The organism is Sphingomonas arabinosi (assembly GCF_036663715.1).
Classification (GTDB): domain Bacteria; phylum Pseudomonadota; class Alphaproteobacteria; order Sphingomonadales; family Sphingomonadaceae; genus Sphingomonas.
In genome coordinates, this window is record NZ_JAXOJN010000009.1 from 1 (window position 1) to 22424 (window position 22424).

31 protein-coding genes are annotated in these 22424 nt (G+C 64.8%); 4 read left to right on the forward strand and 27 right to left on the reverse strand.

What is annotated here, in order from left to right:
• Nucleotides 1-178: 178 nt before the first annotated feature.
• Both U1708_RS14460 and U1708_RS14465 read left to right on the forward strand, forming a co-directional pair.
• Nucleotides 179-1498 (forward strand): bifunctional folylpolyglutamate synthase/dihydrofolate synthase, encoded by a 1320-nt coding sequence (locus U1708_RS14460; protein WP_332746542.1) that lies wholly within the window; start codon nucleotides 179-181, stop codon nucleotides 1496-1498.
• Nucleotides 1499-1566: 68 nt separating this feature from the next.
• Nucleotides 1567-2019, forward strand: coding sequence for a DUF6628 family protein (locus U1708_RS14465; protein WP_332746543.1), 453 nt, complete (start codon nucleotides 1567-1569; stop codon nucleotides 2017-2019).
• Here the strand turns inward: U1708_RS14465 and U1708_RS14470 are convergent.
• Together U1708_RS14470 and U1708_RS14475 are read right to left on the reverse strand one after the other, a co-directional pair.
• On the reverse strand, nucleotides 2016-3347 hold the full coding sequence (locus tag U1708_RS14470; RefSeq protein ID WP_332746544.1) for an AmpG family muropeptide MFS transporter: 1332 nt from the start codon (nucleotides 3345-3347) through the stop codon (nucleotides 2016-2018). The genes U1708_RS14465 and U1708_RS14470 overlap by 4 nt on opposite strands.
• 85 nt (nucleotides 3348-3432) lie before the next feature.
• Entirely contained in the window at nucleotides 3433-3864 is a 432-nt protein-coding gene (locus U1708_RS14475; protein WP_332746545.1) for a response regulator, read from the reverse strand.
• A 120-nt stretch (nucleotides 3865-3984) separates the two neighbouring features.
• Here U1708_RS14475 and U1708_RS14480 point away from each other — a divergent pair, with 120 nt between their 5' ends.
• Nucleotides 3985-5565, forward strand: coding sequence for a pseudouridine synthase (locus U1708_RS14480; RefSeq protein WP_332746546.1), 1581 nt, complete (start codon nucleotides 3985-3987; stop codon nucleotides 5563-5565).
• Nucleotides 5565-6101, forward strand: coding sequence for a 16S rRNA (guanine(966)-N(2))-methyltransferase RsmD (gene rsmD / locus U1708_RS14485; protein WP_332746547.1), 537 nt, complete (start codon nucleotides 5565-5567; stop codon nucleotides 6099-6101). The genes U1708_RS14480 and rsmD overlap by 1 nt, the downstream gene beginning before the upstream one ends.
• A gap of 30 nt (nucleotides 6102-6131) precedes the next feature.
• On the opposite strand, the gene U1708_RS14490 is transcribed toward rsmD, so the two are convergent.
• From U1708_RS14490 to rplC, 25 genes are all read right to left on the reverse strand, one after another.
• Nucleotides 6132-7397, reverse strand: coding sequence for an MFS transporter (locus U1708_RS14490; protein WP_332746548.1), 1266 nt, complete (start codon nucleotides 7395-7397; stop codon nucleotides 6132-6134).
• A 171-nt stretch (nucleotides 7398-7568) separates the two neighbouring features.
• Nucleotides 7569-8918 (reverse strand): sensor histidine kinase, encoded by a 1350-nt coding sequence (locus U1708_RS14495; protein ID WP_332746550.1) that lies wholly within the window; start codon nucleotides 8916-8918, stop codon nucleotides 7569-7571.
• Between the two features lie 6 nt (nucleotides 8919-8924).
• Nucleotides 8925-9617, reverse strand: coding sequence for a winged helix-turn-helix domain-containing protein (locus U1708_RS14500; RefSeq protein WP_332746552.1), 693 nt, complete (start codon nucleotides 9615-9617; stop codon nucleotides 8925-8927).
• Between the two features lie 557 nt (nucleotides 9618-10174).
• A complete protein-coding gene (locus U1708_RS14505; RefSeq protein WP_332746553.1) occupies nucleotides 10175-10825 on the reverse strand; it encodes an adenylate kinase in 651 nt (216 codons plus the stop codon).
• Nucleotides 10826-10877: 52 nt separating this feature from the next.
• Complete coding sequence (secY, locus tag U1708_RS14510; protein ID WP_055872627.1) at nucleotides 10878-12242, reverse strand: preprotein translocase subunit SecY; 1365 nt, start codon at nucleotides 12240-12242, stop codon at nucleotides 10878-10880.
• Nucleotides 12243-12543: 301 nt separating this feature from the next.
• Nucleotides 12544-13086 (reverse strand): 50S ribosomal protein L15, encoded by a 543-nt coding sequence (gene rplO, locus U1708_RS14515; protein WP_332746556.1) that lies wholly within the window; start codon nucleotides 13084-13086, stop codon nucleotides 12544-12546.
• A 108-nt stretch (nucleotides 13087-13194) separates the two neighbouring features.
• Complete coding sequence (rpmD, locus tag U1708_RS14520; protein ID WP_055872633.1) at nucleotides 13195-13371, reverse strand: 50S ribosomal protein L30; 177 nt, start codon at nucleotides 13369-13371, stop codon at nucleotides 13195-13197.
• Between the two features lie 6 nt (nucleotides 13372-13377).
• Entirely contained in the window at nucleotides 13378-14169 is a 792-nt protein-coding gene (gene rpsE / locus U1708_RS14525) for a 30S ribosomal protein S5 (protein ID WP_332746558.1), read from the reverse strand.
• Between the two features lie 3 nt (nucleotides 14170-14172).
• Nucleotides 14173-14529, reverse strand: a complete 357-nt coding sequence (gene rplR / locus U1708_RS14530) for a 50S ribosomal protein L18 (protein WP_031393749.1) — start codon at nucleotides 14527-14529, stop codon at nucleotides 14173-14175.
• Nucleotides 14529-15062 (reverse strand): 50S ribosomal protein L6, encoded by a 534-nt coding sequence (gene rplF, locus U1708_RS14535; protein WP_056047628.1) that lies wholly within the window; start codon nucleotides 15060-15062, stop codon nucleotides 14529-14531. The genes rplR and rplF overlap by 1 nt, the downstream gene beginning before the upstream one ends.
• Nucleotides 15062-15457, reverse strand: coding sequence for a 30S ribosomal protein S8 (gene rpsH, locus U1708_RS14540; RefSeq protein ID WP_031393751.1), 396 nt, complete (start codon nucleotides 15455-15457; stop codon nucleotides 15062-15064). Before rpsH ends, rplF begins: the two co-directional genes overlap by 1 nt.
• Nucleotides 15458-15467: 10 nt before the next feature.
• Entirely contained in the window at nucleotides 15468-15773 is a 306-nt protein-coding gene (gene rpsN / locus U1708_RS14545) for a 30S ribosomal protein S14 (protein WP_056015537.1), read from the reverse strand.
• Nucleotides 15774-15931: 158 nt separating this feature from the next.
• Nucleotides 15932-16495 carry a 50S ribosomal protein L5 gene (gene rplE, locus U1708_RS14550; protein WP_082441396.1) on the reverse strand — a complete coding sequence of 188 codons (564 nt, stop codon included), beginning with the start codon at nucleotides 16493-16495 and terminating at the stop codon, nucleotides 15932-15934.
• Between the two features lie 49 nt (nucleotides 16496-16544).
• Nucleotides 16545-16862: a 50S ribosomal protein L24 gene (gene rplX / locus U1708_RS14555; protein WP_056047623.1), complete on the reverse strand. Its 318-nt coding sequence runs from the start codon at nucleotides 16860-16862 to the stop codon at nucleotides 16545-16547.
• Nucleotides 16862-17230: a 50S ribosomal protein L14 gene (gene rplN, locus U1708_RS14560; RefSeq protein ID WP_031393755.1), complete on the reverse strand. Its 369-nt coding sequence runs from the start codon at nucleotides 17228-17230 to the stop codon at nucleotides 16862-16864. Before rplN ends, rplX begins: the two co-directional genes overlap by 1 nt.
• A 301-nt stretch (nucleotides 17231-17531) precedes the next feature.
• Complete coding sequence (rpsQ, locus tag U1708_RS14565) at nucleotides 17532-17804, reverse strand: 30S ribosomal protein S17 (RefSeq protein WP_031393756.1); 273 nt, start codon at nucleotides 17802-17804, stop codon at nucleotides 17532-17534.
• Nucleotides 17805-17814: 10 nt separating this feature from the next.
• Nucleotides 17815-18021 (reverse strand): 50S ribosomal protein L29, encoded by a 207-nt coding sequence (rpmC, locus tag U1708_RS14570; protein WP_055872644.1) that lies wholly within the window; start codon nucleotides 18019-18021, stop codon nucleotides 17815-17817.
• Between the two features lie 4 nt (nucleotides 18022-18025).
• Nucleotides 18026-18460 (reverse strand): 50S ribosomal protein L16, encoded by a 435-nt coding sequence (gene rplP / locus U1708_RS14575; protein WP_031393758.1) that lies wholly within the window; start codon nucleotides 18458-18460, stop codon nucleotides 18026-18028.
• 15 nt (nucleotides 18461-18475) lie between these two features.
• Nucleotides 18476-19183 carry a 30S ribosomal protein S3 gene (rpsC, locus tag U1708_RS14580; protein ID WP_055872646.1) on the reverse strand — a complete coding sequence of 236 codons (708 nt, stop codon included), beginning with the start codon at nucleotides 19181-19183 and terminating at the stop codon, nucleotides 18476-18478.
• Nucleotides 19183-19560, reverse strand: coding sequence for a 50S ribosomal protein L22 (rplV, locus tag U1708_RS14585; RefSeq protein ID WP_056047621.1), 378 nt, complete (start codon nucleotides 19558-19560; stop codon nucleotides 19183-19185). Before rplV ends, rpsC begins: the two co-directional genes overlap by 1 nt.
• Nucleotides 19560-19835 (reverse strand): 30S ribosomal protein S19, encoded by a 276-nt coding sequence (gene rpsS, locus U1708_RS14590; protein ID WP_031393761.1) that lies wholly within the window; start codon nucleotides 19833-19835, stop codon nucleotides 19560-19562. Before rpsS ends, rplV begins: the two co-directional genes overlap by 1 nt.
• A 1-nt stretch (nucleotide 19836) precedes the next feature.
• Nucleotides 19837-20676 (reverse strand): 50S ribosomal protein L2, encoded by an 840-nt coding sequence (rplB, locus tag U1708_RS14595; RefSeq protein WP_055872649.1) that lies wholly within the window; start codon nucleotides 20674-20676, stop codon nucleotides 19837-19839.
• 4 nt (nucleotides 20677-20680) lie between these two features.
• Entirely contained in the window at nucleotides 20681-20995 is a 315-nt protein-coding gene (locus U1708_RS14600) for a 50S ribosomal protein L23 (protein WP_056047618.1), read from the reverse strand.
• Nucleotides 20988-21614, reverse strand: coding sequence for a 50S ribosomal protein L4 (rplD, locus tag U1708_RS14605; RefSeq protein ID WP_056047616.1), 627 nt, complete (start codon nucleotides 21612-21614; stop codon nucleotides 20988-20990). The genes U1708_RS14600 and rplD overlap by 8 nt, the downstream gene beginning before the upstream one ends.
• A gap of 2 nt (nucleotides 21615-21616) precedes the next feature.
• Entirely contained in the window at nucleotides 21617-22363 is a 747-nt protein-coding gene (gene rplC, locus U1708_RS14610; RefSeq protein WP_056060507.1) for a 50S ribosomal protein L3, read from the reverse strand.
• Between the last annotated feature and the right edge of the window lie 61 nt (nucleotides 22364-22424).

Consider the following 22424-nt stretch of genomic DNA (forward strand, 5'->3'; position numbering starts at 1 on the left):
GAGTCTTTCCCGCGCCCCCGGGGCGCGGGTGGGGGTTTTGCGCCGCGCCCCCGCCGGGGCCAAACACCCCCCCCCCCCCCTGGGGGGTGGGGGGGGGGGGGCGGCCCCGCCAAGCAGGACGCCGCCTGGAACTGCCCCTCACCCCAGCCCTCTCCCCAGAGGGGAGAGGGAGCCTAGAATGCCCGACCATGCCGTTTCTTCGTCACCCGCGGTACAAGCTCAGCTCGACCGACTGACTGCGCTGTCGCCCGGCGCCGACATCCTTGGCCTCGAGCGCATCACTGCGCTGTTGCGCCGCCTCGGCGATCCGCATCTGAACCTCCCCCCGGTTTTCCACGTCGCCGGCACCAACGGCAAGGGCTCGACCTGCGCGTTCCTGCGCGCTGCGATCGAGGCCGCGGGGCATAGCGTCCACGTCTATTCCTCGCCGCACCTCGTCCGCTTCAACGAACGCATTCGCCTCGCGGGATCGCTGATCGAGGACGCCCTGCTCGCAACCTTGCTGAAAGAAGTGCTCGACCAAGCCGCCGCCCTGCAGGCGAGCTTCTTCGAGGTCACCACCGCCGTCGCGTTCCTGGCGTTTGCACGCACGCCGGCGGCAGCGACGATCGTCGAAGTGGGTCTCGGCGGGCGGCTCGACGCGACCAACGTTATTCCGAATCCGATCGTCACCGGCATCGCCGCGCTCGGTATCGACCACCAGTCTTTCCTCGGTGACACGCTGCTGGAGATCGCCGGCGAGAAGGCGGGCATCGCAAAGTCGGGCGTACCGCTCGTCACGATGGACTATCGCAAGGCCCTTCGCGCGAAGATCGCAGCCGTCGCCGATGCAGCGGGCGCGCCTGTGTTCGCCCGCGGCGCCGCCTGGACCAGCGAGACCGCGCGCTCGACCGTTCGGTACGAGGATCAAGGCTTTTCGGTCGTCACCAACCGCCCCCGCCTCGTCGGCGCGCACCAGTCGCGCAACCTCGCGCTCGCGATCGCCATGCTGCAACACCAGGGCGCGTTGCATATCCCCGAAGCCGCGATGCGCGCCGCGGCCGACTGGGCGCACTGGCCTGCGCGCATGCAGCGATTGTCGGATGGACCGTTGCTTGCGACATTGCCTGGCGGAAGCGAGTTGTGGCTCGATGGCGCGCACAATCCAAACGCCGCGCAACCCGTCGCGCGGGCGCTCAGGACGCTTGCAAAGGGCCGCCCGGCGACGCTGGTCTTGGGCATGCTCGCGAACAAGGATGCCGAGGCGGTAGTCCGCATCCTGTCACCGTCGGTCGGACATGTCGTCGCCATCCCGGTCCCAGGCCACGCACATCACGCGCCCGAAGCGCTCGCGACGCTCGCGCGATCGTTCGGAAAGACCGTAGCGGTCGCGGCTACGCCAGGCGAGGCACTGGCGTCGATCGCAGCTCATACCGATCAGCCGCAACTCGTACTGATCGCCGGTTCGCTCTACCTTGCCGGTGAAGTGCTCGCGGCGAACGACCAGCCACCGGAGTGAGTTCTTATTGCTATTGACTATCAATAACCAACACGCGACGTTGTGGGCACCACCACGGAGTCGCGTGAATGACCGATACCCGCCCTAATTCGACGCAGAGCATCGCCAGTGCGACCTCGTTGCTGCCGCATGCCCTACCGCTTTGTGAAAATGCGCGAATCGCCTTGTTCGCGATGCGGCGGATGGGCGCGCACGGCCTGGCCGACGCCCGCGCTTCGCACACGATGTTCACCGCGTTTGGGCAGGGCTTCCGCCGTCCGCTCGTTCTACTTAGGGCTTTGATGGCGGACCTTGCCGGCACCTCGGCCGGCACGATCGCGATCGCCCCCTGCTGCTGCGCGCGGATGACGCCGGCGGAGTCGGCGATGCTGTCGGTGCTCGCGCGCGTCGAGACCGCCCCCGAAACCGCGCGCTACCTGATGGCCGACCTGCTCGGCGTCCGCCGCATCGACGGCGTCCTCACCAGTGCCGCGGCGGTCGCAGCCGCCTTTGCCGACGAGGGCCGCCCGATCACGCTCTAGACCAGATCACCAGCGCGGGCGTCACCTTCACCCTCCACGCCCGCGCTGCCGATCGAACGATCGATCATCCCCGACCGGCTCATCCACCAGAACAGGACGACGCCCGGCAGCGCCAGGACGGTGGTCAGCAGGTAGAAGTCGACATAGCCGATCGCCTCGATCAACGCGCCTGCGGTCGTACCCGTGACGATCCGCCCCAGGATGCTCGCCGCGGCCGAGATCAGCGCGAACTGCGCGGCGGTGAAGCGAAGGTCGCACAAGGCCGAAAAATACGCGATCACGACCACGCCGCCAAAGCCACTCGCGGCATTCTCGAAGCCGATTGCAGCGGCCATGCCGAGGTTCGAATGCCCCGCCGCCGCAAGTGCCGCGAATGACAGGTTCGATACGCCCATGAGGACGAGCGACAGCAAGACGGATCGCTTCATTCCCATGCGCGCATACAGGATGCCGCCGATGAAGATGCCGACCAGATACGCGATGAAGCCGATCCCGACGTCGTAGAACGCGATCTCGTCGCCGGTGAAGCCGAGGTCGTCGAACAGCAACCGCAGCGTCAGATTGGCGAGCGTGTCACCAACCTTGAAGATAAGAATGAAGGCCAGGACGACGAACGCCCCTTCGCGCGAAAAGAACTGGACGAACGGGCCCCAGATCGCCCGCAGTCCTTCAGTAAGGCCGCGGCGTTCGATCGGCGGACGGCGGCGTTCGGGCTCACCCAACACTAATCCCGCCAATACCGCGGGCAACGCAAATACGACGCACGCGAGATAGGCTGCGTTCCAGCCGGCGCGCTCGGCCACGACAAGCGCCAACGCGCCTGACCCCGCCGAACCGATCCGCCAGCCATATTGGCTCATGCCCGAACCGACGCCCAATTGGCGCGGCTCGAGCGTCTCGATCCGGAATGCGTCGATAACCACGTCGAACGTCGCGCCCGCCGCACCGACCAGGATCGCCGCGGTCGCCGTCGCCGCAATGCTTGCCGCGGGATCGATCAAGGCGAGATGGATTACCGCCGCGGCGACGAGCGCGGCCGTCACGATCAGCCAGGACACGCGCTGCCCCAGTCTCCCGATGACCGGCAAGCGGACGCCATCGACTACCCAAGCCCACAGGAATTTCAGGTTGTAGACGAGGAAAGCAAGACTGAACGCCGTCACCGTCTTCTTGTCGATCCCGCTGGCCGCCAGCCGCGTCGTCAGCGTCGCCCCGATCATCGCATACGGAAAGCCGGACGATATCCCAAGCGCCAGCGCTGCCAGCGGCGCTTTCTCGACATAAGGTCGGAAGCCGTCGCTCCAGCGCTTGCCTTCGGTTCCGTCCATCGTACTCGCGCTCCCAATTGCTCGGGAGGACCCTAACGGCAAATCGGCGATGCGCTACCCGTCAGGCGATGGACTGGGGACGGTGTCACGCCGCCTGCGGAAACAGCGTGAAGCCCGACGGGACGCGCTTCGGCTCGTTGCCACCGAGCATCGCCTCGATCGCCTCGATCGCGGCGATCAGGTCGCGCGGCATATATGGCTTGGCCATGCAGCCGGCGGCGAGCGTGGTCGCTTCGACGGGGCAACTGCCCGTCACGAACATCACCGGCACGCCGCGAGCATGCGCGGCGCGCGCGACGTCTATGCCCGAGCCGTCCGCAAGGTTGACGTCGACCAGCACCAGGTCGATCTCCGTCTCGCTCGCGAGGATCGACAGCCCGTCCGCAACCCGGTCGATCGTGGCGACGATCGTGAACTTCGCGTCGGTGAGGAAATATTCGGTGTCGAACGCAACCAGCGGTTCGTCCTCGACCACGAGGAGCCGGACGATCTGCCGCTTTTTCTTCCCGAACAACATCGCCGAAAGGCCCCCGAGTGCGCTCACATCGTCGTTACGCTTGCGTGTCCTAACGCGCCTACCGGCGAACGGTCGCAAATATTTTCGCGCTGGACGCCGATCCATAGTATCAGCCGCGCCATGACGACTTCAAAAGACGATAACCCGACTGCCAGCCCGTCGAACGACGCGCCTGCAACCTCCCCCGAAGCCAGTGCTTCACCGATCAAGGGCGACCGTATCGCCAAGCTGCTCGCCCGCGCCGGGATCGCTTCGCGCCGCGATATCGAGCGGATGATCACCGAGGGGCGCGTTGCGCTCAACGGCAGCATTCTCGACACACCCGCGACGATTCTCCGCAATCTCAACGGCGTCACGGTCGATGGCGATCCGGTCGAGGCGCCGAGCGCCGCGCGGCTGTTTCTGTATCACAAGCCGACCGGGCTGCTCGTCACCGAGCGCGATCCGGCCGGGCGTACGACGATCTACGATCGCCTGCCGCGCGAATTGCCGCGGCTGGTCCCGGTCGGCCGCCTCGATCTCAACACCGAGGGGCTGTTGCTGATGACCACCGACGGTGGGCTCAAGCGCCAGCTAGAACTGCCCGCGACGGGTGTCGAGCGTGCCTATCGCGCGCGCGCCTACGGTAACATCACGCAGCCGCAGCTCGAGGAACTGATCGAGGGGATCGAGATCGAGGGCGTCCGCTACGGGTCGATCAACGCCAATATCGAGCGGCGTACCGGCGCGAACGTGTGGATCGAGATGATCCTGACCGAGGGCAAGAACCGAGAAGTCCGCCGGGTTCTGGAGCATCTCGGGCTCCAGGTCTCGCGGCTGATCCGGACGCGCTATGGTCCGTTCGTGCTCGGCGATCTTGCGCCGGGGCAGATCGGCGAGGTGCTGCAGCACGACGTCGTCGCGTTCCAGAAGGAGCTAGCGAAGGGCAAGCCCGAAGGTCCGGGCGCGCGCGCGAATATCGGTATCAGCGCAAGTGCGGGTGCCGGGGCCGGGATCGGCGCACGGTCGAGTCAGCGGGGCAGCAATGCGCCGCGACCCGCTCTCACGTCGCGTCCGGTGCCGGGTGCGCGTCCGGTTTCAGGTGCGCGGCCTGCTGCCGGTGGTGCGCGCAGTCCGGTTCGCAGTCCGTATGCGGCGCCGGCGAACTCGGGCTTTTCGAGTGGTGCGGCACCGACCGATCGGCCTTCGCGGCCGGCTCGACCGGAGCGGATCCGGCCGACGGCCGCCATGCAGCGCGGCGACGTGAACGATCCCTGGGCGCGGCCGGATGCACGCAATGCCGCTCGGCCGACGGGGACGCATCATGCCCGGCCCACGAGTGGCGAGACGTCCAAGCCCTATGTGCGGCAGGAGCGTGCGGATCGCGGTGAGGAACTGAGCACGAGCCCGAAGATCAAGCACTTCCGTGCTGCCAAGCCGCCGCGGGAACGCGCTACGCCGTCTCGCGTCGGTGCGGGCGGTACCGTGCAACGTCAGGAGCAACCGCGGGGCTTCCGTCCGCAGGCGGATGATTCGCGGGGACGCGGTTCGCTCGACAAGCGGGCCGCTCGCAGTGCCGCCGGGCGTCCGGGGGCCGAGCCGCGGCCCGTGCGCGAGGCGCCTGCCCGCCCCGAACGTGGCAGTCGTCCGACCGCACCCGGCAAGGGTCCGTCGGGAGGGCGCGGTCATCCGCCCCGTGCACCACGTGGAGGAAAGCGCTGATGCGTATCATCGCAGGCCAATGGCGCGGTCGCCCGATCGTCGCACCCAAGGGTGACTCCACCCGTCCCACGGCGGACCGGATGCGCGAGACATTGTTCTCGATGCTGACGAGCCGGGTCGGGAGTTTCGAGGGGTTGGCGGTCGCCGATCTGTTCGCAGGCTCCGGGGCGCTCGGGATCGAGGCGCTGTCGCGCGGGGCGGCGACGTGCATGTTCGTCGAATCGGACAAGCTGGCGGTCGATGCGCTGAAGGCCAACCTCGCCAAGCTGGAGATCCGCGGCGACGTCCGCGCCACCTCGGTGATGGCGCTCGGACCCGCACCGGCGCCGCTCGACGTGATCCTGATGGATCCGCCGTACAACACCGGTGCTGGGCTGGTTGCGCTCGACAAGCTGTCGCGGCTGGGTTGGTTCGGGCCGGCGACGTGGATCAGCCTGGAGACGGCAAAGGCGGAGGTCGTCGAGCTGGCGGGCTTCGAGGTCGACGCCACGCGCGTCCACGGCAAGGCGCGGCTCACGCTGCTTCGACCCGCCTAAAATGTTCTCCCGCGCAGGCGGGAGAACATACTATCGTTTGGCGGTGGCGGTGCGGCCTAGAATCAGCAGGCCACCCAAACTCAGCACCCCCGCCGCCATCAGATACCCGCCGACCAGCCACAACCCGCGCGGCGCCAGCGCCTCCGCCACGATTGGCGCGAGCGCACCGCCGAGCACACCGCCAAGATTGAACGTCATCGACACGCCGGTGTAGCGCACCCCCGCCGGAAACAGGCTCGGCAGCCATCCGCCGAGCGGGCCGTAGGCGAACCCCATCACGAACAGCGCGCCCGACAGCCACAGCCACACCGTGAACAGAGATCCCGAGCCCAGCATCGGCCCCATCAGCGCGCCGACGCCAATACACCCGGCAAACCCGATCGCGAGCATCCGCGCGGCGGAATGCCGGTCCGCCAGCACGCTGGCCACGATCACGCCACCCGCGAGAAACCAGATCGCGACGAGTTCGACCGACAGGAATGCCTCGCGCGAATAGCCGAGCGTCTTGGTGCCGTAGCCGAGCGCGAATGCGGTCGCGAGGTAGAACAGCGCAAAGCATGCGATGACGCCGAACGTGCCTGCCAGCGTCGCGCGCAGATGCTTCGTAAGGAGCGTTGCGATCGGCACCTTGGGCAGCGCCTCGGTCGCTTCGGCTTCGAGAAAGGCGGGCGTCTCGGTCAGCTTAAGCCGTACCCATAGACCGAGCCCCACCAGGATCGCGCTCAGCAGGAACGGAATCCGCCAGCCCCAGGCAAGGAACTGCGCATCGTCGAGCACGAGCCCGATGATCAGGAACAGCCCGTTGGCGGCGAGGAAGCCCACTGGCGCCCCGAGCGGCGGGAACATCCCCCAGGTGTTCTTGCGGTGCGGCGGCGCGTTCTCGACCGCGAGCAATGCCGCCCCGCCCCATTCGCCGCCGAGGCCCAGCCCCTGCCCCAGCCGCATCAGGCACAGCAACGCCGGCGCGATCCAGCCGACTTGTGCGTAGGTCGGCAAGAACGCGATCCCGACGGTCGATCCTCCCATCAGCAACAGCGACGCAACCAAGGTGGACTTCCGCCCGACGCGGTCGCCGAAGTGTCCGAACACGACCGCGCCGACTGGCCGCGCGACGAAGGCTAGCCCGAATGTCGCGTAGCTGAGGAGTAATTGCGCCGAGTCGGATTGCCCGGCGAAGAACAGCGGGCCGAACACGAGCGCGGCGGCGGTCGCGTAGATGTAGAAATCGTAGAACTCGACCGCGGTGCCGACCAGGCTGGCGGCGAGGATACGGCGGTTGGAGGCGAGTGTCGTCATGTGCACGGCATCGCCGCGGAGGCCGTTGGGGTCAACCGATTGCCGCAGACGATCCTCCCCCGCCAAGGGGAGGTGGTACGAAGCGACAGAAGGGGGGACATGGAGCCGACGTTACCCAATCCTTCCCCTCCGTCTGGCAAGCGCCAGCCACCTCCCCCTTGCGGGGGAGGATCAGATTGGCAGCACTACGCGCGCGATCAGGCCGGGGGCGTTGTCGGCGAGTTCGAAACGGCCGTCGTGAAGGCGCGCGACGGCTTCGATGAGCGCCATACCAAGGCCTGCACCGGGCGTGGAGCGGGCACTGTCGAGGCGGCCGAAGCGCTTCAGCGCCTGTGCACGATCAGCGGCAGCGATGCCGGGGCCGCGGTCCTCGACCTGGATCGCGACGCCGTCGGTCTGATGGACGATCCGCAGCGTAACCTCACCCCCGCCGGCACCGTGGCGGAGCGCGTTGTCGATCAAATTCGTGATCGCCTGGCTGATCAGTTCGCGGTGAAGCTTCATGGGCGGCGGCCGATCGTCGATCGCAATCGTGAAGACGAGCCCGGCGTCCTCCGCGACGGGCGCGTAAAGCTCGCCGATCTCCTCCAGCAGGTTCGCTGGCGACACCTCGATGAAGCGATCCCGCGAGACCGAGCCCGAGCGGCTGATCTCGATCACCATCGTCAGCATCCGCATGACGAGATCGGTTTCGACCAGCAAGCCCCCGAGAGCGGCCTCGCGCGCATCGGGATCGGCGATCAATACCGCCTGCTCGGTCTTGGTCCGAAGGCGGGCGAGCGGCGAGCGAAGATCATGCGCGAGGCTGTCGGTAACGATCCGCAGCTCCGCCATCACACCTTCGAGCTTGCCGAGCATGACGTTCAGGCGAGCCGCCAACCGATCAAACGCATCGCCGCCCCCAGCGATCATGTCGACGCGGCGTGACAGATCGCCCTCGCCGGCTGCCTCGATCGCCTTGGCGATACCGTCGAGCCGGCGGCCGACATACCGCGTCAGGACGAGGCCGCCGAGCACGCCCAACGCCAGCGAAAGAAAAACCGCAACCGCGAGGGCTCGCTCAATCGCGCGTTCCTCCGCGGCGATCAGGTCGAGGTTGCGGCCGGTGAGAAGCCAGTAGGTGCCGAGCGGGTGCAGTGCGTACCCGGTCTCGCGCGCCGACCAGAGTTCGTCCGCGCCGAGTCGTGCGATACGGAACTGCGTGACGCGGAGAGGCACCGCCAGGCGTTCGGGGGCGATGCCGACCACCGCCCTGCCCTTCGGATCGACTACCGCGAGAACGAGCGAGACGTCGCCGGGGACTACCGCGCTGCCGATCGCCTGGCGGATTGCGGGGAGGCCACCGCTGCGCCAGACCGCGCGCAAGGCTTCCGATTGCTCAGTCGTTTCGCGGCGGATCGCATCGATCGCATCGGCGCTCGTGGTCTTCCAGACGAATCCGACCAGCGCGAGGTTGGACACAAGCGCCAGCGCGATCGACAGAAGCGCAATCCGCGCGGTTACCGAAAGGCGGATCGCCACCCCCGATCAGCCTTCGACGGCGAGCCGGTATCCTGCCCCGCGCACGGTGTGCAGGATCGGCGTGGGGAAGCCGTCCTCGAGCTTGCGGCGGAGGCGGCCGATATGGACGTCGACCACGTTCGAACCCGGATCGAAATGATAGTTCCAGATCTTCTCGAGCATCATCGTGCGAGTCACGACCTGGCCGGCGTGGCGGGCGAGGAATTCGAGCAGGTTGAATTCGCGCGCGCCGAGCGGGATCGAGCGGCCGGCCCGCGAGACGGCGCGGGCGAGAAGATCGATTTCGAGGTCGCCAACCGAAAGCTTGGTCTTTTGCGGTTCGGTGGCAGCGCGGTCGGAGCGCCGGACCAGCGCCTCGATTCGCGCGGACAGCTCGGCGAACGAGAAGGGTTTGCAGAGATAGTCGTCGGCGCCGGCCCTGAGACCATCGACGCGGTCGTCGACCGCCGCGAGCGCCGACAGGATCAACACCGGGGTGGCGATGCCGGCGGCGCGGATCGCGCTGACCATCGACAAACCATCCAGCCCGGGCAGCATGCGATCGGCTATGATAAGGTCGAAAATGCCTTCGCTCGCCAGGAACAGGCCATCGCGGCCGTCCGCACAGGCTTCGATCGCATGGCCGGCTTCCGCTAGACCCTTGACAAGATAGGCGGAGGTCGACGCATCGTCCTCGACGATCAAAATCTTGCGGCTCAACGCGGTATCACCTTCCCTGCCACCGAATTCGGTCACTGTCGCCGACCCTCATAAACGGAAAGGCCGGCGGAAAGAAGTCTTCCCACCGGCCCCCACGGTACCCCCGGGAGTGACGGGCACCGATCTCTGGAAACTCGCGCGGCCGTTGCTGGCACGGGTCGGTTCTAGGATCGGGAGGGGGTCAGCGCGATGACTGACGGGTGACAATTTCGTCATGTTGATGGGGGGGGGCGAGATGCTCGCTGGGAAGCATGCATCACGAGTCGGCTCCCGATGATTGAGCGAGCTATCACGATGAAAAAAAGTGGGCCCATCCCCCTTTCCGTCATCCCGGCGAACGCCGGGACCCATGGTTGGGGAGTTGGTGGTGGTCGTACGCTATCGCCCGGTCCGCCGTATCCGTGGGTCCCGGCGTTCGCCGGGATGACGGAGGGTGGGGGGGGGAACTGAGAGACGTAATGTCGTCGCAGTCCCCATCTTGTTCTCCCGCGAAGGCGGGAGCCCAGACTGGGCTCCCGCCTTCGCGGGAGAACATACTTACCTACGATTATCTAAGCTTACTTACCGTCGAGGATCGCCGAGATCGCGGCACCAACGTGTGCGATATCCGCCATGCCATCGACGCGGTGGACCAGGCCGCGTGCATCGTAAATCGGCAGGATCGGGGCGGTCTTCGCGCGGTATTCGGCCATGCGGTTGTGGACTGTCTCTGCGTTGTCGTCAGGACGGCGCTTGAACTCGGTCGAGCCGCAGACGTCGCAGACGCCCGCCACGACCGGCTTCTTGTAGCGATCGTGATACCCTGTGCCGCACTTGGCACAGGTATAGCGCCCAACGACGCGGTCGATCAGCGCGGCCTCGTCTACGCCGAGTTCGATCACGTAATCGAGCGTCCTACCACGATCGGCGAGCAAGCCGTCGAGCGCCTCGGCTTGAGCGGCCGTACGCGGATAGCCATCGAAGATGACGCCGTTCGCGGTGTCCGGCTGGTCGAGACGCTCGCCGATGATGCCAGACACGATCTCGTCAGACACGAGACCGCCCGATTCCATCACCGACTTCGCCTGAAGGCCGACCGGCGTTCCGACGGCGACCGCTGCACGCAGCATGTCGCCGGTCGAAAGCTGCACCATGCCGCGCTCGCTGACGAGCGTGGCGGCTTGCGTGCCCTTGCCCGCGCCAGGCGGTCCAAGAAGGATGATATTCACGAAACGCACTCCCCTCGTTCGTGCAGGATTTTTACCGCGTTAGACGCGCGGCTTAGCGAAGTCGATTGCCCTTGAGCTTCGCCTTCTTGATCAGGTCGCCATACTGGTGCGCCAGCAGATGCGACTGGATCTGCGTCACCGTGTCCATCGTCACGTTGACGACGATCAGCAGGCTGGTGCCACCGAGGTAGAACGGGATCTGCAACGCGGTCACCAGATATTCGGGCAACAGGCAGATGATCGTCAGATACGCCGCACCGATGACGGTGATGCGCGTCAGCACGTAATCGAAGTAGTTCTCGGTGTTCTTGCCCGGGCGGATGCCGGGGATGAACCCGCCATTGCGCTTCAGGTTGTCAGCGGTTTCTTCGGGGTTGAAGACGACCGCGGTGTAGAAGAACGAGAAGAAGATGATGCCGGCGCCGTACAGCAACATGTACACAGGCGAGCCGTGCTGCAGATACTGGTTGAGCGTGATGATGAAATCACCCCACTTGGACTCACCAGCGACGCGCTGGCCGGCGAACTGCGAGATCGTCAGCGGCATCAGCAGCAGCGACGACGCGAAGATCGGCGGGATCACGCCCGCGGTGTTGATCTTCAGCGGCAGATGGCTGCGATCGGCCTGCATGCCGCGCTGCGTCTGGCGCTTGGGATACTGGATCAGGATGCGGCGCTGCGCGCGCTCCATGAAGCAGATGAAGAGAATCAGAACGACCACCGCGACGACGATACCGATCAGCTTGATCGGATCGAGCGAGCCCGAACGGCCGCCTTCGAGCAGGTTGACGAGCGTGACGGGGAGATGCGCGACGATGCCGGCCATGATGATCAGCGAGACGCCGTTGCCGATGCCGCGGCTGGTGATCTGCTCGCCGAGCCACATCAGGAACATCGTACCGCCGATCAGCGAGATGACCGCAGCGACGCGGAACATCATGCCGGGCTCGATGACTGCCTGGATGCCCTGTGCCGCGCCGAGCGTCTCAAGGCCGACGGCGATGAAATAGCCCTGCACCGCGGTCAGGCCAACGGTGCCGTAGCGCGTGTACTGGTTGAGACGCTTGCGGCCCGATTCGCCGTCCTTCTTGATTGCGGCGAGCGTCGGCGACAGCGAGGTCGCGAGCTGCACCACGATCGAGGCGGTGATGTAGGGCATCACGCCGAGCGCGATCAGCGACATGCGGCTGAGCGAACCACCCGAGAAGGTGTTGAAGAAATCGAGCACGCCACCCTGCGTCTGCTGCGAGAGCAGGCCGAGCGCGGTCGGGTCGACACCCGGCAGCGGAACATAGCTGAGCAGGCGGAAAATGATCAGCGCACCGATCGTGAACCACAACCGCTTCTTGAGGTCGGTCGCCTTCGCGAATTTCGAAAGGCTGATGCTTTGCGCCATCTGGTCGGCTGCGGATGCCATGCGTGTGATCGTCCTGGAAACAAAGAAGGCGGGATGCGTTGTGACCGCCCCCGCCGCTCATATAGGCGCAGGAGCGCGCTTGTCTAATGCCTAGACGAATTCCGGTCGCCCCCTGTCCCGTTCGTCCTGAGCGAAGTCGAAGGACATTGCCCCAAGTGAGGCACCCTTCTACTTCGCTCAGGGCGAACGGAGGAAGAGAGGTCCCTGATAGGGATCGACAGGAAGTCGGCGGCGAGAAGACGCTAAGTCAGGCAAATAAAAAGGGGGCCGGCGCATCTGCACCCGCCCCCTTCCGTTCGGCTTAAGCCTTGAACGACGCCTTATGCGCCGCACGCTCCTTGTACTTCACACCCTTCTTGGCGGCAGCCTTCTCGGCTGCTGGCACGAAGTGGATCACCTCGACCTTGCCGCCGATCTTCTCGACCGCTTCGATCGCGCCCTTCGACGCGCCGTCGACGGTGAACGAGAGGACCGTGGTCAGCTCGCCCTTGGCGAGGAGGCGGACGCCGTCCTTGCCGCCGCGTGCCAGGCCAGCGGCCTTCAGCGCGTCGTGGTCGAGCGTGGCGTTAGCCTCGATCTTGCCGGCGTCGACCGCGAGCTGGATCGCGCCGAGGTTGACCTCTGCGAAGTCCTTGCGGAAGATGTTGTTGAAGCCGCGCTTAGGCAGACGCATGTGGAGTGGCATCTGGCCGCCTTCGAAGCCGGCGATGGACACGCCCTCGCGGCTCTTCTGACCCTTCTGGCCGCGGCCGCCGGTCTTGCCCTTGCCCGAGCCGATGCCGCGTCCGACGCGCATCTTGGACTTACGGGCACCCTGGTTATCGCGGAGTTCGTTGAGCTTCATGGTAATGCACTCGCTTTCGCTTGTTACGCGCTGGTTGGATTAGAATCTGTAATAAGAAAGGGGGCCGTTAGCCCCCTTCCCCGTATTTGTCACGTGGGTCGTGAAGGCTCAGCCTTCGACCGAGACCATGTGCTGCACCTTGCGGATCATGCCGCGGACCTCTGGGCTGTCTTCCAGCTCGCGGGTCTTGTGCATCTTGTTCAGGCCGAGACCGATCAGCGTTGCGCGCTGGTCCTTCTCGCGGCGGATCGGCGAACCGGTCTGCGTGATCTTGATGGTTGCCATGATCGCTTACTCCGTGATCGCAGCTGCATCGGCCTCGGCGGTCTTGGAACCACCATGGCCGAGCAGGTCGGCGATCTTCTTGCCGCGACGTTGTGCGACGGCCTTGGGCGAGGTCTGCTCGCCAAGGGCCTCGAACGTGGCGCGGATCATGTTGTAGGGGTTCGACGTGCCGACCGACTTGGTCACAACGTCCGCAACGCCCAGCGATTCGAAGACGGCGCGCATCGGGCCACCGGCGATGATGCCCGTACCCTGAGGCGCCGACCGCAGCGTGACCTTGCCGGCACCGAAGTGGCCGTTGCCGTCATGATGCAGCGTGCGACCGTCCTTCAACGGAACGCGAACCATCTTCTTCTTGGCAGCAGCCGTCGCCTTCGAGATGGCTTCCGGCACTTCGCGTGCCTTGCCATGACCGAAGCCTGCACGACCCTTGCCGTCGCCGACCACGACGAGCGCTGCGAAGCCGAAGCGCTTACCGCCCTTGACCGTCTTCGAGACGCGGTTGATGTGCACCAGCTTCTCGATCAGCTCTTCGCCGCCATCGTCCGCACCCGGACGACCGCCACGATTGTCGCGACCGCGACCGCCGTCACGACCACCGCGGTTGCCGCCTGGGCCACCGCTGCGGTTGCCACCGGGGCCACCACGACCACCGCCGCCGCCGCCGCCGCCGCGACCGCGACCGCCACCGTTGCTGCCCTGGTAGCCAGTGCTCTGCGGGACATTCTGAGCCGTGACGTCCTGTGCGGTCGTCTCGGGAGCGATTACTGCTGCCGGCGTGTTGTTTTCGTCAGCCATGTCTTAGAACTCCAATCCGGCTTCGCGCGCGGCATCGGCAAGAGCCTTCACGCGACCGTGGTAGAGGAAGCCGCCGCGATCGAACACGACCTGGGTCACGCCCGCTGCCTTGGCAGCCTCGGCGACGCGCTTGCCGACCGAAGTCGCCGCGTCGATGTTGGCGCCGGACGTGCCGCGCACGTCCTTCTCCAGCGTCGAGGCCGATGCGACCGTCGTGCCAGCGGCATCGTCGATCACCTGGGCATAGATGTGCTTGCCCGAGCGATGCACCGACAACCGCGGACGGGTGCCTGCACGTGCGCGGAGCGCGGTACGGTTGCGGCGACGCCGCTTGGCGAAAAGAGAAAGTCCCTTGGTCATTACTTCTTCTTCCCTTCCTTGCGGAAGATGAACTCGCCGTCGTACTTGATACCCTTGCCCTTGTAAGGCTCGGGCTTGCGCCACTGACGAATTTCCGCGGCCAGCTGACCGACCATCTGCTTGTCCGAACCCGAGATCTCGATCGTCGTGTTGTCGGGAGTCTTGACTTCGATCCCCTCCGGCACGTCGATGTTGACGTCATGGCTGTAGCCGAGCTGCAGCTTAAGGTTGCGACCCTGCGCTGCGGCACGATAGCCGACGCCGGTGATCAGCAGCTTCTTGGTGAAGCCTTCCGACACGCCGGTGACCAGGTTCTGCACCATGGTCCGCTGCATGCCCCAGAACGCGCGCGCGCGCTTGGTGTCGTTGGCCGGCTGCACCGAAATGCCGCCGTCTTCGATCGTGTAGCTGATCTCGTCGCGAAGCGGCATCTTGAGGGTACCCTTGGGGCCCTTCATCGTCAGCTGCTTGTTCTCGATGGTCGGCGTGATGCCCGCCGGTACGGTGACCGGCTTCTTACCAATGCGGCTCATCAGAACACCTCCGCGAGGACTTCGCCGCCGACGTTCTGCTCACGTGCTTCGGAATCCGAAAGCACGCCGCGGGGCGTCGAGACGATGGTGATGCCGAGGCCATTACGGACGCGCGGGAGTTCCTGCGAGCCCGAATAGACGCGACGGCCGGGCTTCGAGACGCGCGCGACATGCTTGATCGCAGGCTGGCCCTCGAAATACTTCAGCTCGATGCGAAGGCCGGCCGCGGGGCCCATCTGCTCTTCGCTATAGCCACGGATATAGCCTTCGCGCTGCAGAACGTCGAGCACGCGGACGCGCAGCTTCGACGCCGGCGTGAGGACGGAGTCCTTCTTCGCGCGCTGGCCATTACGGATACGGGTGAGCAAATCACCCAGGGGATCGGTCACTGCCATGATTTAGTCCTTACCAGCTCGACTTCGTGACGCCGGGGATGAGGCCCTTGTTGGCCAGATCGCGCAGCTGAATACGGCAGAGCCGGAACTTGCGGTAATAGGCGCGCGGGCGACCGGTCAGCTCGCACCGGTTACGGATGCGGGTCGGGTTCGCGTTGCGCGGCAGTGCCGCCATCTTGAGGCGAGCGATCAGACGCTCACCGTCATCGAGCGTCTTGTCCGCTGCGATCGCCTTCAGTGCCGCGTACTTCGGGGCATACTGCTTGACCATGCGCTTGCGGCGCTCGTTCTTGTTGACTGAACTCAGTTTCGCCATCGACTTAAGTTCTTTCTTTCTTCTGCCCCCTCGCCCCTCCGGGGAGAGGGTCGGGGTGAGGGGCAGCCCAGCAGGACCGCGCCTCCAGTTTTCGGGCGGGGTGAGGGAGACTCACTCCCCCTCACCCCAACCCTCTCCCCGAGGGGAGAGGGAATCTCTTACGCTGCCTTCTTCTCGTCGGCAGCGTCGTCTTCGATCGGGAACGGAAAACCGAACAGACGAAGAAGCTCGCGAGCCTCGTCGTCGGTCTTTGCGGTCGTCGTCACGATCACATCCATGCCGCGGACCTTGTCGACCCGGTCATAGCTGATTTCTGGGAACACGATCTGCTCCTTGATACCGCAGGCATAGTTGCCACGGCCATCGAAGCTCTTCGGGTTGAGCCCGCGGAAATCGCGGACGCGAGGAAGAGCGATCGTGATGAAACGGTCGAGAAACTCGTACATGCGCTCGCGGCGAAGGGTGACCTTCACGCCGATCGGCATGCCTTCACGCAGCTTGAACTGCGCGATCGACTTCTTGGCCTTCGTCACGACAGGCTTCTGGCCGGCGATCAGCTCCATTTCGGAAGCAGCCTGGTCGACCTTCTTCTTGTCCTGCGTGGCTTCGCCGACGCCCATGTTCAGCACGATCTTGTCGAGCCGCGGGATCTCCATGACGTTCTTGTAACCGAACTTCTCGGTCATCGCCTTGATGATCGTCTCGTCGTACAGCTTGCGCATCCGCGCAACGTAGACGGCCTCGGTGCCGGCCTGCTCGCCAGTGTTCTGATCAACCATTGATCTTCTCCCCGGTCTTGACGGCGACCCGGACCTTCTTGCCGTCCTGCTCCTCGAAGCGGACGCGGGTCGGCTTGCCGTCGGCGGTCACGTGCGCGACCTTCGAAACGTGCATCGGTGCTTCCTTGCGGATCAGGCCACCCTGCGGGTCACCCTGAGTCGGCTTGGTGTGGCGCACGGCGATGTTGACGCCCGACACGACGACCTTGTCGGTCTTCGGCATGGAGACGGTGACTTCACCGGTCTTGCCCTTGTCCTTGCCGGACAGGACGATGACCTTGTCACCCTTCTTGATACGCTGCGACGCCATTACAGCACCTCCGGCGCGAGGCTGATGATCTTCATGTGCTTCTTGCCGCGCAGCTCGCGAACGACTGGGCCGAAGATACGGGTGCCGATCGGCTCCTCGTTCTTGTTGACCAGCACCGCGGCGTTGCCGTCGAAGCGGATGACCGTACCGTCTGCACGGCGGATATCCTTGGCGGTACGCACGATCACCGCGCGGTGAACGTCGCCCTTCTTCACACGGCCACGTGGCTGCGCTTCCTTGATGCTGACGACGATGATGTCGCCAACGCCTGCAACACGACGCTTGGAACCCCCAAGCACCTTGATGCACTGCACCCGCTTCGCGCCGCTGTTGTCAGCGACGTCGAGATTGGACTGCATCTGGATCATGGATCCGTATCCCTTCTCTGTCTCTGGGGTCGATACCGACCGAACCCCGCCTAAAAAATCACCCCGCCACGGACGAACCGCAACGGGGAGGAGCGGCCGCTTAGCCGTTCCGTCGATGGAACACAAGGTTCCAATGTAAACCGTCATCCCAGCGAAAGCTGGGATCCAGAGTTATGAAGCGTCACGCTCCTGGCTCTGGATCCTGACTTTCGACAGGATGACGGGAACCGGTTCGAGCCGATCGCCCCTTACCACGAGATCCCAGCGTTTGCTGGGATGACGGGGTTTGGAGCGTACCAGTTCAGCCCTCGGCCGAAGCCCGCTCCGGCGTCGCGTGGGTGTTGACCCGCTCGATCACCTTCCAGGTCTTCAGCTTGGAGATCGGTGCGGTCTCTTCGATCCGCACGGTCTCGCCCTGCTTGAACTCGTTGCTCTCGTCATGAGCATGATACTTCTTCGAGCGACGGATGATCTTCCCGTAGAGCGGGTGCTTCACCTTACGCTCGACGTTCACGACCACCGTCTTGTCGCCCTTGTCGGACACGACCAGACCGGTCAGCACGCGCTTCGGCATGATACGTTCCTTACTTCGCGGCTTCAGCGCTGGTGCGCTGAGCCTGCAGGGTCTTGATGCGAGCGATGTCGCGGCGGACCTCACGAACGCGGCTCGGCTTTTCGAGCTGGTTCGTGGCGGCCTGGAAGCGCAGGTTGAACTGCTCGCGCTTCAGTTCGCCGAGCGACTCCGACAGCTGGTCGTCGCTCTTGGTCTTCATGTCGTCGATACGAGCCATGATCTTACTCGCCTCCCAGATGCGAGGTGTCGCCCAGGCGGGCAACGACCTTTACCTTGATCGGCAGCTTCATGGCCGCCCGCTCGAACGCCTCGGCGGCGATCTTGCCGTCGACGCCGTCGAGCTCGAACAGGATCCGACCCGGCTTGACGCGAGCGGCCCAGTATTCCGGCGCGCCCTTGCCCTTACCCATGCGGACTTCTGCTGGCTTTCCCGAGACCGGGAGGTCTGGGAAGATGCGGATCCACAAACGCCCCTGGCGCTTCATGTGACGCGTGATCGCGCGGCGGGCCGCCTCGATCTGGCGTGCGGTGATCCGGTCGGGTTCCATCGCCTTGAGGCCGTAGGAGCCGAAATTGAGCGAGAAGCCACTCTTGGCATCGCCCGAAATCTTGCCCTTGAAGGCCTTCCGGAACTTGGTCTTTTTTGGTTGCAGCATGTCTGTTCCTGCCCCTTAGCGACGATCGTCGCGCTGCGGCCGCACGCCGGAGGTCTGAGCCTCCATCATGATGCGGTCGTACGACGTCGGATCGTTGCCGAGAATCTCGCCCTTGAAGACCCAGACCTTCACGCCGCAAACGCCGTAGGACGTGTGCGCCGTAGCCTCGGCATAATCGATGTTCGCGCGCAGCGTGTGCAACGGAACCCGACCCTCACGATAGCTCTCCGACCGTGCGATCTCGGCACCGCCAAGACGGCCACCGCAGTTCACCCGGATGCCCTCGGCACCGAGACGCATCGCCGACTGGACCGCACGCTTCATGGCGCGACGGAAGGCGATACGACGCTCGAGCTGATCGGCGATGCCCTGCGCGACGAGACGCGCATCGACTTCCGGCTTGCGGATCTCGACGATGTTCAGCGACACGGTCGACGACGTCATCTTGCCGATCGTCGAACGCAGCTTCTCGATGTCCGCACCCTTCTTGCCGATGATCACGCCGGGGCGTGCAGCGAAGATGGAGATACGGGCCAGCTTGGCCGGACGCTCGATGACCACCTTGGAGATCGCGGCCTGCGGCAGCGTCTTCATGATGAATGCACGGATCTTGAGATCCTCGAGCAAGAGCCGACCATAGTCGGCGCCTTCGGCGTACCAGCGGCTATCCCAGGTACGGTTGATCTGCAGACGCAGACCGATGGGGTTGCTCTTCTGACCCATTATGCTTCTTCCTGCTCGCGCACGACGATGCGCAGACGGCTGAATGGCTTGAGGATGCGGGTCGACTTGCCGCGGCCGCGGGTGGCGAAGCGCTTCATCGTGATCGACTTGCCGACCGAAGCCTCGGCGACGACGAGTGCGTCGACGTCGAGGTTATGGTTGTTCTCGGCGTTGGCGATGGCCGAGGCCAGCACCTTGCGCGCTTCGATCGCCATGCCCTTGGTCGAGAAGGCGAGGATGTTCATCGCATCGCCGACCTTCTTGCCACGGATCAGCGCAGCCACGAGGCCGAGCTTCTGCGCGGACCCACGGATCTGCGTACCGACCGAAAGCGCCTCGTTGTCCGCGACCTTGCGCGGGCTGACTTGCTTAGACATCAGCGCTTGCCCTTCTTGTCGGCGGAGTGGCCAGGGAAGTAGCGCGTGGGCGCGAACTCACCGAGCTTCATGCCGACCATGTCTTCGTTGACCGAGACGGGCACGAACTTGCGGCCGTTATAGACGTTGAACGTGAGGCCCACGAACGACGGCAGGATCGTCGAGCGACGCGACCAAGTCTTGATCGGCGAACGCGCGTTGGTGTCCTGGGCGGTTTCTGCCTTCTTGAGCAGATGAAGGTCCACGAAGGGGCCCTTCCAGACTGAACGAGCCATGTTAGCCCTTCCTCTTCGTCGAATGACGCGACCGGATGATCATCTTGTCGGTCGACTTGTTATGACGCGTGCGCGCACCCTTCGTCGGCTTGCCCCAAGGCGTAACCGGATGACGGCCACCCGAGGTACGGCCTTCACCACCGCCGTGCGGATGGTCGACCGGGTTCTTGGCGACGCCGCGTGTCAGAGGACGGATACCCATCCAGCGCGAACGGCCTGCCTTGCCCAGGTTCTGGTTCTGGTTGTCGGGGTTCGAAACCGCGCCAACCGTCGCCATGCAATCGCTGCGGATGTAGCGCTGCTCGCCCGAGTTCAGGCGGACCATCACCATGCCCTTGTCGCGACCGACGACCTGCACGTACGTGCCGGCCGAACGGGCGATCTGGCCACCCTTCATCGGCTTCATCTCCACGTTGTGGACGATGGTGCCGACCGGCATCTGACCGAGTTCCATGGCATTGCCTGGCTTCACGTCGGTCTTCTTGGCCGCGAGAACCTTGTCGCCGACGGCCAGACGCTGCGGCGCCAGGATGTAGGCGAGTTCCTCGTCCGGGTACTTGACCAGGGCGATGAACGCGGTGCGGTTGGGATCATACTCGATCCGCTCGACGGTGCCTTCGACGTCCCACTTGCGACGCTTGAAGTCGATGTAGCGGTACTTCTGCTTGTGACCGCCGGCGATGCCGCGCGAGGTCACATGGCCCTTGTTGTTACGACCGCCGGTCTTGTGCTTACCTTCGGTCAGCGCCTTGACGGGGCGGCCCTTCCATAGCGACGACTTGTCGACCAGGATGAGACCGCGGCGTGCCGGCGATGTCGGATTATAATGCTTGAGTGCCATGGCCTCAGATCCCCGTCGTCACGTCGATGGACTGACCGTCCTTCAACGTCACGATTGCCTTTTTCATGTCGGAGCGCGAGTAGTTCGTGCCCTTCCACTTCTTGGTCTTGCCCTTCTGGACGAGCGTGTTCACGCCGACGACGTTCACGTCGAACAGCGCCTCGACGGCCGCCTTGATCTCGGGCTTCGTGGCATCGTTCGATACCTTGAACACAACCGCGTTGAACTCCGACAGAGTCGTCGTCTTCTCGGTGATGTGCGGGGCCAGGATAACGTCGTAATGACGATTATCGATGCCCGCCTTCTGCTTCTTAGCCATGGAAGCGCGCCTCCAGCTTTTCGACAGCGGCGCGCGTCAGCACCAGCGTGTCATGCTTCAGGATGTCGTAAACGTTCGCGCCGGCAGCCGGCATCACGTTCACTTCGTACAGGTTGCCCGCGGCGAATGCGAAGCTGGTGTCGACCATGTCGCCGTCGATGACGAGCGCACGCTTGCCGAAGCCGAGCTTTGCCAGATCGCCCTGCAGCGTCTTGGTCTTGCCACCCTCGACAGCCAGGCTGTCCATGATGACCAGCGAGCCCGCCTTGGCGTGGCTGCTAAGAGCCATCCGCAGGCCGAGCGAGCGAACCTTCTTGTTCAGCGACGGGTTGAAGTCACGAACGCGTGCGCCGTGTGCCTTACCACCACCGATGAACACCGGTGCGCGACGATCGCCGTGACGAGCCGTACCGCCGCCCTTCTGGCGACCGAACTTCTTGCCGGTGCGTGCGACGTCTGCGCGCTCACGGGTGCCACGAGCCGTCTCGCGACGCTTCTCGAGCTGCCAGGTGACGACACGGTGCAGGATGTCGGCGCGCGGATCGAGGCCGAAGACCTCGTCGTTGAGCTCGATGTCCGCTGCGTCAGTGCCGGCGAAAGATGAAACCTTGATCTTCACGCTCAGCCCTCCTGGCCGTCGGCTGCAGGTGCGTCGGTCGTTTCGGCCGGCGTGTCTGCTGCGGTGTTGCTGTTTGCGGTCTTGAGACCGGCGGGGAACGGTGCGTCGGCGTGGCGCGCGACCTTCACCGAGTCCTTGACGAAGAGCCAGCCGCCCTTGGAGCCAGGAACCGAACCCTTGACGAACAGGAGACCACGCTCGACGTCCGTCGATACGATCTCGAGGTTCTGCTGGGTGCGATACTTGTCACCCATGTGGCCAGCCATCTTCTTGTTCTTGAAGACCTTGCCCGGATCCTGGCGCTGACCGGTCGAACCGAGCGAACGGTGCGAGACCGACACGCCGTGGGTTGCCCGCAGACCGCCGAAGCCCCAACGCTTCATGCCGCCCTGGAAGCCCTTACCCTGGGTCTTGCCCTGGATATCGACGATCTGGCCTGCGACGTAGTGGTCGGCCGAGATCTCGGCGCCGACGTCGAGCAGGCCGTCTGCGTTCACGCGGAACTCATGGACGACAGCCTTTGGCTCCACTTCGGCCTTGCCGAAATGGCCGCGCTGCGGCTTTGCGACATTCTTCGACTTGGCGACACCTGCACCAAGCTGGACGGCGGTGTAGCCGTCACGATCCATTTCGCGAACGGAAACGACCTGATTGCCTTCGAGTGCCAGAACAGTGACCGGCACGTGCCGACCATCTTCCTGGAACAGGCGGGTCATCCCCATCTTCTTCGCGATCACGCCAGTACGCATGATCTTGTCCCTTCCTAGACAGAGGCCCCGTCGGACTATTCCTCGGGGGCTTGCGGACCAT